The following is a 12,785-nucleotide window of genomic DNA, read 5'->3' as shown; positions in this document are numbered from 1 at the left end:
TTATCAGCCGAAGAATCCGCGAGCCATTCCCTCTTCCGTCTCCGCCTGGACGACCGGAAGGGCCTGGCCTGCGGCCGCGTTCACCGGTTCGGCGGGCTCGGTGGAGCAGGAGGCGCCGCATCCCTCGCTCTGCTCGGCGGAGGTGCCGGGCAGGGGGTCTTCGGTGACCGGGCTGGTGGAGCACACGCCGGTCTGGGGCAGGTCGAGCTGGATGGTGTCGGCGGCCTGCCGGTCTCCGGCGAGGGCAGCGACGATGGAGCGGACCTGCTCGTACCCGGTGGCCAGCAGGAAGGTGGGGGCGCGGCCGTAGCTCTTGGCGCCGGCCAGGTAGAAGCCGGGCTCGGGGTGGGCGAGGTCGCGTTCGCCGTGCGGCGGGACAGTCCCGCAGCTGTGGACGTTGGGGTCGATCAGCGGGGCGAGCCGGACCGGCGCCTCGATGGCGGGATCCAGCTCGACGCGGACCTCGCGCAGCATGTCCAGGTCGGGCCGGAACCCGGTGGCCGCCACCACGGTGTCGGCCTCAAGGACGCGCGTCCCGTCCAAGGTCCGGCCCGTGACCTGGACGGGCCCGGCCGCCGGTCCGCCTTCGGGCGCGGTGAGGCCGGTGATGGTGAAGCCGCGGACCAGGTCGATCTCGCCGTCGTTCACGGCGGCCTTGAGGCGGGTGCCGAGCGCGCCGCGGGCGGGCAGGCCGTCGGCGTCGCCGCCGCCGTACAGGCGGGCGACCGAGGTGCCGCGCACGGCCCAGGTGATGCGGGTGCCGGGCTCGGCCGCGGCGAGCTCGGCGAGAGCGAGCAGGGTGTTGGCCGCCGAGTGCCCCATCCCGACCACCAGGGCGTGCTTGCCGGCGAAACGCGCGCGGTCGCGTCCGAGCACGTCCGGAAGCGGGCCGGTCAGATACGAGACGGCCTGATCCTCGCCGGGGGCGGGCAGGCCGGAGTGGCCGAGCGGGTTGGAGCGGCCCCAGGCGCCGGAGGCGTCGATGACCGCGTGGGCGGCCAGATCGGTGACGGTGCCGTCCGGGCCGACGGTGCGGACCAGCAGCGGGTGGTCCTGGCGGCCGACGGTACGGGTGACGTCCACGCCGTGGCGGGCGACGGCGACCACCCGGGTGCCGGTACGGATCCGTCCGGCCAGCGCGGGCACCCGCGCCAGCGGGGTCAGGTAGTCGCGGACCAACTCGGCGCCGGTCGGCAGGGTTTCGGGGTCGGGCGGGCTCCAGCCGGTCGGTTCCAGCAGCCGCCGGGCGGCGGCGTCGGTGTCGTAGCGCCAGGGCGAGAACAACCGGACATGCCCCCACTCACCGATCGCGGCGCCGACGGTGCCGCCCGCCTCCAGGACGAGGAAGTCGAGGTCGCGTTCGGCCAGGTGCGCGGCGGCGGCCAGGCCGACCGGCCCGGCGCCGATCACCACGATCGGCAGCCCGCCGGCGTTGTCCCGGGTGTCCAGGCAGCCGCAGCCGGCGTCGGTCTTGGCCTGCTCAACGGTCTTGTCCGGGTGCACGGCCCGCTCGTTGTCGCCACAGCAGGCGCTGACCCCGCAGCAGCTCCCCGCAGGCGAAGCGGCGGACTCCTGCGGTTCGGGCTTCTCGCTCACGATGACTCCCTGTCCGGATCGCGAAGGCTACTCGCTGTTTCGAAGTTCATCTAATCAGTCGCCAGCTTGCTTCATTGGATCGATGGATGTCAAATTAGATGTATGTCTAAGTTGGTGGACCTTGAGGACGTCACCGATCCGGTGTGCTGCGCCCCGCTGAGCGGTCCGGTGCTAGGCGAGGACGAGGCGGCCGAGCTGGCCTCGGTGTTCAAAGCGCTGGCCGACCCGGTCCGGCTGCGGCTGCTGAACCTGATCGCCTCGGTCGAAGGCGGCGAGGCGTGCGTGTGCGATCTGACCGTGCCGTTCGAGCTGTCCGCCCCGACCATCTCCCACCACCTGAAGGTCCTGCGCCAGGCCGGGCTGATCGAGGGCGAGCGGCGCGGAACGTGGGTGTACTACCGGGCCGTCCCCGAACGCCTCACCCGGCTCTCCGGCCTGTTCGCCCTGCCCGCGCTCACCCCGTCCTGACCCGCCCTACGCACCGAGCCGGGTCAGGACGTGCCGGGCGCCGGCGCCGACCTTGATCACGCGGTGTCCGGTGCGGATGTCGGCGTCCAGGCGTTCGGCGTAGCCGGCCAGGTAGGCGACGACCTCATCGCGGGTCGGGTAGCCGCCGGGGTCGCCGGGGAAGGACGCGCCGGGCAGGGCGCTGCGGCGGGCCGGGGAGACCAGGGTGAGGCTGTCGGGGACGGCTGACACCGGTCCCCGCCCAACACGGCCATCCCAAGGGGCCCATTGACGCAACCAATTGGTTGCCATAGTGTGGCAACTGTTCAGTTGCTACTAGCTGGAGGTAGTCATGGGCTTTCCCGATCGCATCGAGCGGACCATGGAGGTCGCTCAGCCGCCGGGCAAGGTGTGGACGGCGCTCACCACGGCCGAGGGGCTGCGCGCCTGGTTCGGCGACGAGGCGACGATCGACCTGCGACCGGGTGGGGCCGCCCGGATGGAGTGGGCCCAGGGGTTCACGGTCGACATGCGGGTGGAGCGGGTGGAGGAGCCGACGGTGTTCGGCTTCACCTGGCAGATCCACGGGCTGCCCAAGGACGATCCGCGCCGGACCTATGTGGAGTTCACCCTTGAACCGGTCGATACGGGCACGCGGCTGACGGTGGTCGAGACCGGTTTCTCCCAGCTGCCTGAGGACGCCCACCGCAAGGCGTACGACGCCCACACCGAGGGCTGGGCCAGCGAACTGGGCGAGCTGGCCGTCCACCTCGATGCCGTCTGACATCGAGGCGGTCGCCGAACAGGTCTTCATCGCGCTGGCCGATCCGAGCCGGCGCTCCATCCTGGCCGAGCTGGCCTCGGGGGGGCCGGCCACGGCCACGGACCTGGCCGATCGCCTGCCGATCACGCGGCAGGCCATCGCCAAGCACCTGAACCTGCTGGCCGACGCCGGCCTGGTGACGGCGGAACCGGGAGAGCGGCGCCGGGTGCGGTACCGGCTCCGCTCCGCGCCGATGCAGGTGGCGCAGCAGTTCCTGGCCGCGCTGGCCCGCGACTGGGACGGTCCGCTGGGCGCGCTGAAGGACCACCTCGACGGCTGAATCCCCGCGACCACACCGCACCCGAGGTGCGGTCTGCCGAGCATGCCCGCGATCCGGCGCTGGACGGCGCGCTCGCCGTCCGGCGCCTTTAAAGGAAGGAACTGTCCCTTGATGACCGACACGACCCCTCGCTTCGGCGGCAGGCAGCGGCTGATCCTGTTCGTCCTGCTCGGTGCCGGGTTCATGCTGTCCGTCGACTTCTCGATCCTGAACGTCGCGCTGCCGGAGGTCGGCGCGGGCGTCGGCCTGGGAGATACCGCGCTCCCCTGGATCACCTCCGCGTACGCGCTGCCCGCGGCCGGCTTCGCCCTGGTGTTCGGCCGGATGGCGGACCTGTTCGGGCGGCGCCGGCTGTTCCTGTCCGGAATGGCCCTGCTGACCGGCGCCTCGCTGCTCGGCGGATTCGCGTCCAACCCCGAGATGCTCCTGACCGCGCGGGCGCTGCAGGGCTTCGCCACCGCGATGGCGCTCCCCGCGGGATTGTCGCTGCTCACCACCATGTTCGCCGAAGGGCCGATGCGCGAGCGCGTCCTCGGCCTGAACGGCGCGCTGCTCTCGGGCGGGTTCACCGTCGGCGCGCTGGTCGGCGGCACGCTCGTCAGCCTGCTGAGCTGGCGGGCCGCGTTCTTCATCAACGTCCCGGTCGCCGTCGTCATCCTCCTGATCACCCCGGCCCTGGTGGGCGAGAGCAGGCAGCCCGACCGGGTCAGGCTGGACCTGCCCGGGGCCGTGACCGTGACCGGCGGCCTGCTGGCCGTGATCTACGCGATCATCGAGAAGAACCTGCCCTCGGCCGTCGCCGGCGTGCTGCTGCTGGCCGCGTTCTGGACGATCGAGCTGCGCTCCCCCGCGCCGCTCGCCCCGGTGCGCATCCTCAAGCGGCCCACGGTGAAGTGGGGCAACTACGCGGGGCTCGTGATCTTCACGATGGAGCCCGCCATGATCTTCCTGACCACGCTCTACCTCCAGCGGGTCCTGGGCCTCTCCCCGCTGGCCACCGGCCTGATCTTCGGCATCCCGGGCCTGGCGTCCGTGGCCGCCGGGGTGATCGCCGGACGGTTCATCAGGCGTCTGGGCACCCGCGCGGTCCTGGCCGCGGGCCTGTCCGTCCAGGGCCTGGCGACGCTCCCGCTGGTGTTCCTCGGCTCCGACCGGATGGCCCTCGCCGTCCTGATCCCCGCGCTGTTCATCGGGTTCTTCGGGCACGTCACCTGCATCGTCGCCTACACCGTGGCCGGGACCTCGGGCCTGCCGGACGGGGAGCAGGGCCTGGCCACGGGCCTGACCTCGATGACCCAGCAGGTGGCCATCACCATCGGCATCCCGATCCTGGGCGCCGTCGCCGCGACGCGGAGCGTCGAGCTGACCGGCATCCACTTCGCGCTGGGCGTGGACGTGGCCGTGACGCTCGCCAGCGTGGTCCTCATCTGGTTCGGCCTGCGTCCACGCGCCGATCTCCCTGCGGTGACAAACCTCCCGGTGCCGACGCAGGCCGAAGAGGAACTGGCCGCGAACTAGGACGACGGCCGTCAGGGGGCGTCGGTTCGCGCCGCGGTGACCACCATGGCGGTGAAATGCATCGTGAAGCCGCCCCCCGCCGCGTCGATGGCGGCGCCGATGTCCGTCAGCAGCGCTTCCAGCTCGGCCGGCGGGACCAGGCTGTGGCCGCCGAAGGTCGGCACCTGCTCCAGCCACTCGTCGCGGGTGTAGGGGCGGTCCCAGTCGAATCGCCACTGCTCCGGGTCGCCGAACGCGCCCGCCTGCCGCATCCCGTCGGCCGCCTTGGTGAAGAACGCAGAGTAGGTGTCCAGGCCGGGATTCACGCCGCGGCCCAAGGGTGAGTCCGGCAGCACCTGCCGGTAGATCTCGGTGAAGGTCTCCGCCAGGTCGGACGGGGGCTGGAACACATACCAGAACACGGCCAGCCGCCCACCGGGACGCAGCACTCGCGCCGCCTTGGCCGCTCCCGCGACCGGGTCCACCCAGTGCCAGGACTGGCCGGCGATGACCGCGTCGAACTCCCGTCCGGCCGGGTCCCAGTCCTCGAACGTCGCCACGTCCACCTCAAGCCCGTGACGGCGGGCGAAACCGGCCATCCGCGCGTCGGGATCGACCCCGGACACGCGGCAGCCGGACGCCTGGAACTGCCGGGCGGCGATGCCGGTGCCGCAGCCGACGTCGAGGACGTCGGGTCCGGGGTTCGCGGCGACGATCCGTTCCACCAGGGCGTCGGGGTAGCGGGGACGGGTGCGGTCATAGCGCTCGGCGTCCGAACCGAACGACTCCGCGATATGGCGGGCTTGATGGGCCTCGGCAGGCACGGCCTCGGAAGGTCGCTCCGGCGGTATAGTGGGCATGCGCCCACCTTAAGTGGGCGCGCGCCCACTCGTCAATGCGCGGGCGCCGGACGAGGCGTGGAGGAGGCGCGGTGCCGACGGGAGTGGCCCTCCGGGACGTGCGCGAGCAGCTGTTCGAGGCGGCCGAGCGCGTCCTGCTCCGGGACGGGCCGAACGCGCTGACCAGCCGGGCGGTCACCGCGGAGGCGGGCTGCGCCAAGGGCGTCCTGCACCGGCACTTCGCCGACTTCGACGCCTTCCTCGCCGACCTCGTGCTGGACCGCATCGCCCGCGTCGAAGCCCAGGCCGCCGCCCTGCGCGGCTCCGCCGGGACCGGCACCGTCGCCGGCAACCTCACCGGTGCGCTGACGGACCTGTTCGGGTCGGTCGCCGTGGCGATCGTCAGCCTCGTCATCTTCCGGGACGAGCTGCGCGCACGGCTGCGCCGGACGACGCCGACCGGCATCCCGCTCGTGACGGAGGCCGCGTCCATGATCGCCTCCTACCTCGCCGCCGAGCGCGAGCTGGGACGCGTCGCGGCCGATGCCGACGTCGACACCCTCGCCGCCACCCTGATCGGCAGCGGGCACCTGCTGTTCGCCGACCGGAGCGGCGCCCCGCCGGAGGCCGACGCCGTCTGCAAGGTCGTGACGACGGTCATCGCCGGAGTCCTGCGATGACCACCGCCACAGGCCGCTCAGCGGCTCACGTGGTGGTGTCGGGCATCCGGCGGGCTTCGAGCGCGTCCAGGATCAGGTCCAGGCCGTAGCCGAACTCGCTGGTGTGGTCGTAGCCCGGCTGTAGCGCGTGGTCGACGATCATCTCCGTGAGGTACGGCAGCTCGTCCGCCGCCAGATGCCCGAGGATGCCGCCGGCCACCTCCCCGAGCTCGTCCGGCGTCGTCATCGGCAGGTTCGCCTCCTGGAGGACGAACCCGCCGATGTAGCTGTCGATGAGCGAGACGGCGTGCGCGGCCATCGGCAGCGTGAACCCCGCCTTCCGGAGGACGCCGAGGACGGCGTCGTGGTGGCGCAGCGTCGCCGGCCCGGGGTCACGACGGGAGTCCATGAGGCCGAGAGCCCAGCTGTGCCGCGCCAGGACCGCACGCGCGGACGAAGCGCGCGCACGGATCGCGTCGCGCCAATCGCCGCACCCGGCGCTGGGCAGCTTGATCGCCGCGAACACCGCGTCGACGACGCCGTCGAGGATCGCGTCCTTGTTCGGTACGTGGTGGTAGAGCGACATCGCCTCCACGCCCAGCTCCCGGGCGACCCGTCGCATCGTGATCGCCTCCACGCCGCCGCGATCCGCGACCCGGATCGCGGCTTCCAGCACGCGACCTCGGCTGAGCGGTTGCGGTGACGGTGACACGGCGGCTCCAGGGACGAACGTATTGACAACCTTACACACGTAAGCCAACCTTACGGACGTAAGCCAACCTTACGAGCGTAAGCCTTCCCGGACTGGCAGCTCGACGAGCGTCCGGCCCACGACGCGCCCCCACCGGGGCGGAGAAGGAGATGCCGATGCCGATGCCGAGGTGGTGGGGGCACGTCAACAAGCGGGTGTTCAACCCTCGCGCGATCGCGGGAGGGAAGTGGCCGGTGCTGACCCACGTCGGTCGCGTCTCCGGCGCGACGTACCGCACGCCTCTTGACGCGCACCCTGTCGACGGTGGCTACCTGTTCGTCCTGGTGTACGGGCGGGGCTCGGACTGGGTGCAGAACGTTCTGGCGGCCGACGGCGCGCGGCTCCGGGTCGACGGGCGGGAGGTGGAGCTCGCCGCTCCCCGCCTGGTCGGGACGGACGAGGCGTTCCAGGCCCTCCCCGCCGAGGTGGCACGCCCGCCGAGGCTGCTCCGCATCACCGAGTTCCTCCGTATGGACCTGGTCGCGGGCTGACGATCACCACACCGTCCAGCGCCGGCCCTCGGCCCCCGGGACGAGCGACTCGCCGAGACAGCCCGCGCCGGGGCGTCAAGGGGTGGTCGCGCGGGTGGCGCGGGCGGCCAGCGCTCGGACGTGGGCGAGGAGCTCGGGCGGGCCGTGGACCTCGAACTCGCAGCCGAGCATGATCAGGCGGGCGGCGAGCCATTCAAGGGTGTCGGCGTGGCCGCTGAGGAGGCAGGAGTCGTCGCCGAGCGGGCGGACCTCGTGCGGGGCCGCGCCGAAGCGGGCCAGCACCTGGGCGGCGGGCATGTGGAGGGTGACGTCGGCGTGGTACGACGGCGCCAGGGAGTACAGCTTGTTCTTGAGGAACGCGGCGGCGTCGCCGCCCGGCAACTCGCGCGGGGTGCGGCGCTGGCCGGTGGGGTGCGGCTCGTCGAGGCGGTCGGCGCGGAAGATCCGCCAGTCGTCGCGGTCGAGGTCGTAGGCGATGAGGTACCAGCGGCGGCCTGCGGCGACGATGCGGTGCGGCTCGGTGAGGCGGCGGGTGCGGGTGCCGTCCCCGGCGCGGTAGGCGAAGCGGACGCGTTCGCGGTTGGCGGCGGCGGCCGCGAGAGTCGCCAGGTGGGCGGGGTCGACGGTGGGGCCGCCGCCCGCGGACAGGGGGACGGTCGCGGCGCCGAGGGAGCCGACGCGGTGCCGCAGCCGGGACGGCAGGACCTGTTCGAGCTTGGCCAGGGCACGGGCGGACGCCTCCCCGATGCCGTCCACGGGATGCCCGGCGGCGGTGCGCAGGCCGAGGGCGATCGCGACGGCCTCCTCGTCGTCCAGCAGGAGCGGGGGCATCGCGGTGCCGGCGACCAGGCGGTATCCGCCCTCGGGGCCCTTGGTGGCCTCGACGGGGTAGCCGATCTCGCGGAGGCGCTCGATGTCGCGCCGGATGGTGCGGGCGCTGACGGCGAGGCGGTCGGCCAGCTCGCCGCCGGGCCATTCGCGCGGGGTCTGCAAGAGCGACAGCAGGTTCAGCAACCGGATCGAAGGGTCCGCCATGCCCTCCAGGATGCCCGACATCTAGGACGAGTCCTGACCTGTATGGCGTCTAACCTTGGTCTTCCCGGCGATGAAAATGTCCCGGTTCCGGACCTGGCCCGCGGAGGAGTGACCGTGACGAGCATGACGTGGACGCAGGTGTGCGCGAGGCGGTTGGAGCGGCACGCGCTGTCGGTGCCCTCGAAGGCCGCGCTCGCCGACGTGGTGGCGGGGACGGCGGGTGTCCACGCCCAGGTGATGTCCGCCGCCGAACTGGGGATCGGGCTGCGCGCCGAGGGCGCCACCCGCGCGGACGTGCGCAAGGCGCTCTGGGACGACGGGACGCTGATCAAGACGTACGGGCCCCGCGGAACCGTGCACGTGCTCCCCGCGCGCGATCTTCCGATGTGGGTGGGAGCGCTGTCGGCGCTGCCGACGCCGCCGAGCCCCTTCCCCGACCCGGCGCGGATGACGGCGGAGCAGACCGACGAGGTCGTCGCGGCGATCGGCGCGAGCCTGGAGGAAGAGGACCTGACCGTCGACGAGCTGGGCGACGCCGTGGTCGGACGGACCGGGCCGTGGGCCGGTGACCTGGTGATGCCCGCGTTCCAGACGCTCTGGCCGCGCTGGCGTCAGGCGATGGGAGCGGCGGGCACGCGCGGCGCGCTGTGCTTCGGGCCCGCTCGGGGCCGCAAGGTCACCTACTCCAGCCCGCGCCGCCGGATCCCCGGGTTCCGTCCCGCCGAGGGCTCGGGGGCGCTGGGTGATCTCGTCCGGTGCTACCTGCACGCGTACGGTCCGGCGACGCCCGCCCGGTTCGCGCACTGGCTGAACGCGCCGGTCCCGTGGGCGGCGGAGCTGTTCGCCTCGCTCGACCTGGAACCGGTGGAGGTGAAGGGCGTGCCCAACTGGGTCGCACGCGGAGACACGTCCCTCCCGGCGGACCCGCCGCGCGGCGTCCGGCTCCTGCCGTACTTCGACGGCTACGCCTACCGCGTCGGGAACCAGCCCCCGGAGCTGCTGTATCCGGGACGTGCCCATGAGCGGGTCCTGCGCGCCAACTTCCAGTCGCTGCTGGTGGACGGCGTCGTCGCGGGCCTGTGGCACCAGCGCCGATCGGGCCGCCGGATCGATGTGACCGTGGAGCCGCTCGTCACGCTCAGCCGGGCGCAGCGGGCCGAACTCGACGGGCAGGTCGAGCGGGTCGCCCACGTCCTGGAAGGCCGTCCGGAGCTGACGATCGGCCCGGTGACGGTGGGCGGCCACGCCTGAGGCGAGGCGCGGCCGTCAGGAGTGGGGCTGCTCGGTCAGCGGCAGCAGCACCTGGAAGCGGGTGTCACCGGGTTCGGACTGGACGCGCAGGTCGCCGTGGTGGCGGTTGACGACGATCCGCCAGGAGATGTCGAGACCGAGTCCCGTGCCGTCGCCGACCGGCTTGGTCGTGAAGAACGGCTCGAAGATCCGCTGCCGGTTCTCGGGCGGGACGCCGTGCCCGGTGTCGCCGATCTCGATCATGACCCGGTCGTTCTCCACCGCCGTCCGGACGGTGAGGGTGCCCCGGCCCTCCATCGCGGCGACGGCGTTGTCGACCAGGTTCGTCCAGACCTGGTTCAGCTCCCCGGCGTAGGCGGGGACCTGCGGCACCGACCGGTCGTACTCCTTCACCACGCGCACCCCGGCCCCGATCTTGCCGGAGAGCATGACCAGCGTGGAGTCCAGGCCGTCGTGCACGTCGATCCACTGGTGGGGGGCGCGGTCCATCTGCGAGTACTGCTTGGCGGCGGCCAGCAGCTTGGAGATCCGCGTGGTGGCGTCCTCGATCTCGCCCATCAGCGTCTCGGTCTCCAGGGCGTAGCCCAGCCACCGCAGCGCCGCGTTGAGGAACTCCTCCCCGACGGTGCCGCCGACCTCGTCCAGGTCGGACGCGGTGATCCCGGCGGGCACGAAGATCGGCGCCAGGTCCCAGCCGTCGGCGACGTCGTGGTCGTCCAGCCAGTCGGTGAGCTCGTCCTCGCGGTCGGCCGCCTGCATCGCGGTCAGGCCGGGCGCGTTCGCGACGCGCTTGACGAGGGTCTCCTGCACGTCGATCAGCTTCTCCAGCAGGCCGGGCTCGATCTCGTGCCGGGCGAGCAGCGCCAGCTTGTGCCGCATCCCGGCGACCCGCTCGCGCAGGGACGACGTCGCGCGGACGGCCGCCGCGGCCGGGTTGTTCAGCTCGTGGGTCAGCCCGGCCGACAGCGCGCCCAGGGCCAGCAGGCGCTCGCGCTGCCCGATCACCAGCTGGGCGTTGCGGCTGCCGAGGAACATGCCCTCCAGCAGATGCGCGGACATGGGGAACCAGGCCCGGAACCGCTCGGCGAGCTCCTCCGCGGGCAGCAGGAAGAACGCGGTGTCGGTGAGCGCGTACACCGAGGCGCCGTAGGGGTGCTCGTCGCGCTTCTCCAGGAAGAACTGCGTGGCACCGCAGTAGACCCCGCGCTGGTCGGAACGGTGCATCTCGACCTCTTCGCCGCGCACCGCCCGCGTCATGCGCAGCGTCCCGGACAGCAGGACGTAGAAGCACGTGGCGGGCTCGCCCTCACGGACGACGGTCGTCCCCTGCGGGAACGTCTCGACCCGGCCGTGCTCGGCGATCCACCCGATCTGCTCGTCCGACAGCCCCTCGAACAGGAACAGGGTGCGCAGCTCGTCCGGCTCCAGGGACTGCTCGTTCATCGCTCCTCCAGGTACCTGTGCACGAGGGTGACCGCCATCGCACCCTCGCCGACGGCCGAGGCCACCCGTTTCACCGACTGGGCGCGGACGTCGCCCGCCACGAACACGCCGGGGATCGACGACTCCAGGTAGAGCGGATCCCGGTCGAGGGGCCAGCCGGCCGGGCGCTCCCCGTCCGAGAGCAGGTCGGGACCGGTGCGGATGAAGCCGTGATCGTCGCGGGCCACCGCGGCGCCCAGCCAGTCGGTGTGCGGCGCGGCGCCGATGAACACGAACATGTGCTCTGACCGAACGGTCTCGGTCGCCCCGCCGTCCCCCTCGCACAGCGTCAGCTCTTCGAGATGCTCACCGCCGCGCACCTCGGTCACCGTCGTCCGCAGCCGCACGCGGATGTTGTCGATCCCCCGGATCTGCTCGATGAGGTAGTGCGACATGGACTGCTCCAGATCCTTGCCGCGGACGACCAGCGTCACCGAACGGGCGTGCTTGGAGAAGAACACCGCGGCCTGACCGGCGGAGTTCGCGCCCCCGACGATGTAGACGTCCTGGCCCTGGCACTCCTGCGCCTCCGTCGACGCCGACCCGTAGTAGACGCCGCGGCCGGTCAGATCGGCGCAGCCCGCCGCCTCCAGCGCCCGGTACATCACGCCCGTGGCCAGCACCACCGCGTGGGCACTGATCTCCGAGCCGTCATCGAACCGGACTATCCGTCCCGAACCCCGCGCCTCCAGCCCCACCACGCCCCGCGCGGTGAGCACCTCGGCGCCGAACTTGCGCGCCTGCCTCCGCGCCCGGTCGGTGAGCTGCGCGCCGGACACCCCGTCCGGAAAACCCAGGTAGTTCTCGATGCGCGAGCTCTGCCCGGCCTGGCCGCCGGTGGCCTTCTTCTCCACCAGGACCGTCCGCAGGCCCTCCGACGCGCCGTAGACCGCCGCGCCCAGCCCGGCGGGCCCGCCGCCCACCACGATCAGGTCGTAGAACTCCGACGCCGGCTCGGTGGACAGCCCCGCCGCCGCGGCGATGTCCGCGCCGCTCGGCCGGCACAGCGCCTGCCCGTCCGGCGTGATGACCACCGGGATCTGGTCGGCGCCGGCGCCGGCCGCCTCCAGGAGCCGCCGCCCCTCCGCCTCGTCCACCGAATACCAGCGGTAGGGCACCGAGTTGCGGGCCAGGAAGTCCCGGACGCGGTAGGACGGCTCGGACCAGCGGTGCCCGACGACCTTGACCTCCTCGACCGGCCGCTCCCCCACCGCCCGCCACGTCTCCACCAGCGCGTCCACCACCGGGTACAGCTTCTCCTCCGGCGGATCCCACGGCTTGAGCAGGTAGTGGTCGACGTCCACCACGTTGATCGCCTGGATGGCCGCCTCGGTGTCGGCGTAGGCGGTCAGCAGCGCGCGGCGGGCGTGCGGGAACAGGTCCATCGCCTGCTCCAGGAACTGGATACCGTCCATGCGCGGCATCCGGTAGTCGGCCAGGATCGCCGCGACCGCCTCCCCCCGCAGCTTGATCTCCCGCAGCGCGTCCAGGGCCTCAGGCCCCGAGTCGGCCCGGATCACGCGGTGCTCCCGCCCGTAGCGCCGCCGCAGGTCACGGGCGACTGCCCGGGACACCGACGGGTCGTCGTCCACGGTCAGCAAGATCGGCAGGCTCATGAACGAAGTATCCCCCAC

The 12,785-nt window shown here is 72.5% G+C and carries 14 protein-coding genes; 7 read left to right on the top strand and 7 right to left on the bottom strand.

What is annotated here, in order from left to right:
- Window positions 1-3: 3 nt before the first annotated feature.
- On the bottom strand, window positions 4-1,596 hold the full coding sequence (locus E1298_RS14855; protein WP_243725594.1) for an FAD-dependent oxidoreductase: 1,593 nt from the start codon (window positions 1,594-1,596) through the stop codon (window positions 4-6).
- A gap of 102 nt (window positions 1,597-1,698) precedes the next feature.
- Between E1298_RS14855 and E1298_RS14850 the strand changes: the two genes are divergently transcribed.
- Window positions 1,699-2,064, top strand: coding sequence for an ArsR/SmtB family transcription factor (locus tag E1298_RS14850; RefSeq protein ID WP_131893469.1), 366 nt, complete (start codon window positions 1,699-1,701; stop codon window positions 2,062-2,064).
- Window positions 2,065-2,070: 6 nt separating this feature from the next.
- Here the strand turns inward: E1298_RS14850 and E1298_RS14845 are convergent, their stop codons facing one another.
- Window positions 2,071-2,295 (bottom strand): hypothetical protein, encoded by a 225-nt coding sequence (locus tag E1298_RS14845; RefSeq protein ID WP_243725593.1) that lies wholly within the window; start codon window positions 2,293-2,295, stop codon window positions 2,071-2,073.
- Between the two features lie 100 nt (window positions 2,296-2,395).
- Here E1298_RS14845 and E1298_RS14840 point away from each other — a divergent pair, with 100 nt between their 5' ends.
- The 3 genes from E1298_RS14840 to E1298_RS14830 all read left to right on the top strand — a co-directional run bounded on the left by E1298_RS14840 (window position 2,396) and on the right by E1298_RS14830 (window position 4,664).
- A complete protein-coding gene (locus tag E1298_RS14840) occupies window positions 2,396-2,827 on the top strand; it encodes an SRPBCC domain-containing protein (RefSeq protein ID WP_131893467.1) in 432 nt (143 codons plus the stop codon).
- Window positions 2,817-3,146: an ArsR/SmtB family transcription factor gene (locus tag E1298_RS14835; RefSeq protein ID WP_131893465.1), complete on the top strand. Its 330-nt coding sequence runs from the start codon at window positions 2,817-2,819 to the stop codon at window positions 3,144-3,146. Before E1298_RS14840 ends, E1298_RS14835 begins: the two co-directional genes overlap by 11 nt.
- A gap of 111 nt (window positions 3,147-3,257) precedes the next feature.
- Window positions 3,258-4,664 carry an MFS transporter gene (locus E1298_RS14830; protein ID WP_131893463.1) on the top strand — a complete coding sequence of 469 codons (1,407 nt, stop codon included), beginning with the start codon at window positions 3,258-3,260 and terminating at the stop codon, window positions 4,662-4,664.
- Between the two features lie 11 nt (window positions 4,665-4,675).
- Here the strand turns inward: E1298_RS14830 and E1298_RS14825 are convergent, their stop codons facing one another.
- A complete protein-coding gene (locus tag E1298_RS14825) occupies window positions 4,676-5,503 on the bottom strand; it encodes a class I SAM-dependent methyltransferase (protein ID WP_131893461.1) in 828 nt (275 codons plus the stop codon).
- Window positions 5,504-5,574: 71 nt separating this feature from the next.
- On the opposite strand from E1298_RS14825, the gene E1298_RS14820 reads away from it, so the two are divergent.
- Window positions 5,575-6,162, top strand: a complete 588-nt coding sequence (locus tag E1298_RS14820; protein ID WP_131893459.1) for a TetR/AcrR family transcriptional regulator — start codon at window positions 5,575-5,577, stop codon at window positions 6,160-6,162.
- Between the two features lie 25 nt (window positions 6,163-6,187).
- Here E1298_RS14820 and E1298_RS14815 read toward each other — a convergent pair whose 3' ends face one another.
- A complete protein-coding gene (locus E1298_RS14815; protein ID WP_207944634.1) occupies window positions 6,188-6,817 on the bottom strand; it encodes a TetR/AcrR family transcriptional regulator in 630 nt (209 codons plus the stop codon).
- Between the two features lie 191 nt (window positions 6,818-7,008).
- On the opposite strand from E1298_RS14815, the gene E1298_RS14810 reads away from it, so the two are divergent.
- Entirely contained in the window at window positions 7,009-7,383 is a 375-nt protein-coding gene (locus E1298_RS14810; RefSeq protein WP_131893455.1) for a nitroreductase family deazaflavin-dependent oxidoreductase, read from the top strand.
- A 75-nt stretch (window positions 7,384-7,458) separates the two neighbouring features.
- Here E1298_RS14810 and E1298_RS14805 read toward each other — a convergent pair whose 3' ends face one another.
- Window positions 7,459-8,418 (bottom strand): helix-turn-helix transcriptional regulator, encoded by a 960-nt coding sequence (locus E1298_RS14805; RefSeq protein WP_131893515.1) that lies wholly within the window; start codon window positions 8,416-8,418, stop codon window positions 7,459-7,461.
- Window positions 8,419-8,541: 123 nt separating this feature from the next.
- Here E1298_RS14805 and E1298_RS14800 point away from each other — a divergent pair, with 123 nt between their 5' ends.
- Window positions 8,542-9,669, top strand: coding sequence for a winged helix DNA-binding domain-containing protein (locus E1298_RS14800; RefSeq protein ID WP_131893513.1), 1,128 nt, complete (start codon window positions 8,542-8,544; stop codon window positions 9,667-9,669).
- Between the two features lie 15 nt (window positions 9,670-9,684).
- Here the strand turns inward: E1298_RS14800 and E1298_RS14795 are convergent, their stop codons facing one another.
- Together E1298_RS14795 and E1298_RS14790 are read right to left on the bottom strand one after the other, a co-directional pair.
- A complete protein-coding gene (locus tag E1298_RS14795) occupies window positions 9,685-11,112 on the bottom strand; it encodes an ATP-binding protein (RefSeq protein ID WP_131893453.1) in 1,428 nt (475 codons plus the stop codon).
- Complete coding sequence (locus E1298_RS14790; RefSeq protein WP_131893451.1) at window positions 11,109-12,767, bottom strand: FAD-dependent oxidoreductase; 1,659 nt, start codon at window positions 12,765-12,767, stop codon at window positions 11,109-11,111. The genes E1298_RS14795 and E1298_RS14790 overlap by 4 nt, the downstream gene beginning before the upstream one ends.
- Between the last annotated feature and the right edge of the window lie 18 nt (window positions 12,768-12,785).

It is taken from the genome of Actinomadura rubrisoli (assembly GCF_004349215.1).
In the GTDB taxonomy this organism is placed as follows: Bacteria; Actinomycetota; Actinomycetes; order Streptosporangiales; family Streptosporangiaceae; genus Spirillospora; species Spirillospora rubrisoli.
The sequence above is the reverse complement of the archived record's forward strand: the minus strand, read 5'-3'. Positions and strand labels throughout refer to the sequence as shown.

What these genes read in the sequence shown, in the direction of transcription:
- E1298_RS14850 (WP_131893469.1), top strand. Translation starts at nt 1,699, where the DNA reads ATGTCTAAGTTGGTGGACCTTGAGGACGTCACCGATCCGGTGTGCTGC.
- E1298_RS14840 (WP_131893467.1), top strand. Translation starts at nt 2,396, where the DNA reads ATGGGCTTTCCCGATCGCATCGAGCGGACCATGGAGGTCGCTCAGCCG.
- E1298_RS14835 (WP_131893465.1), top strand. Translation starts at nt 2,817, where the DNA reads ATGCCGTCTGACATCGAGGCGGTCGCCGAACAGGTCTTCATCGCGCTG.
- E1298_RS14830 (WP_131893463.1), top strand. Translation starts at nt 3,258, where the DNA reads ATGACCGACACGACCCCTCGCTTCGGCGGCAGGCAGCGGCTGATCCTG.
- E1298_RS14825 (WP_131893461.1), bottom strand. Translation starts at nt 5,503, where the DNA reads ATGCCCACTATACCGCCGGAGCGACCTTCCGAGGCCGTGCCTGCCGAG.
- E1298_RS14810 (WP_131893455.1), top strand. Translation starts at nt 7,009, where the DNA reads ATGCCGATGCCGAGGTGGTGGGGGCACGTCAACAAGCGGGTGTTCAAC.
- E1298_RS14805 (WP_131893515.1), bottom strand. Translation starts at nt 8,418, where the DNA reads ATGGCGGACCCTTCGATCCGGTTGCTGAACCTGCTGTCGCTCTTGCAG.
- E1298_RS14800 (WP_131893513.1), top strand. Translation starts at nt 8,542, where the DNA reads ATGACGTGGACGCAGGTGTGCGCGAGGCGGTTGGAGCGGCACGCGCTG.
- E1298_RS14795 (WP_131893453.1), bottom strand. Translation starts at nt 11,112, where the DNA reads ATGAACGAGCAGTCCCTGGAGCCGGACGAGCTGCGCACCCTGTTCCTG.
- E1298_RS14790 (WP_131893451.1), bottom strand. Translation starts at nt 12,767, where the DNA reads ATGAGCCTGCCGATCTTGCTGACCGTGGACGACGACCCGTCGGTGTCC.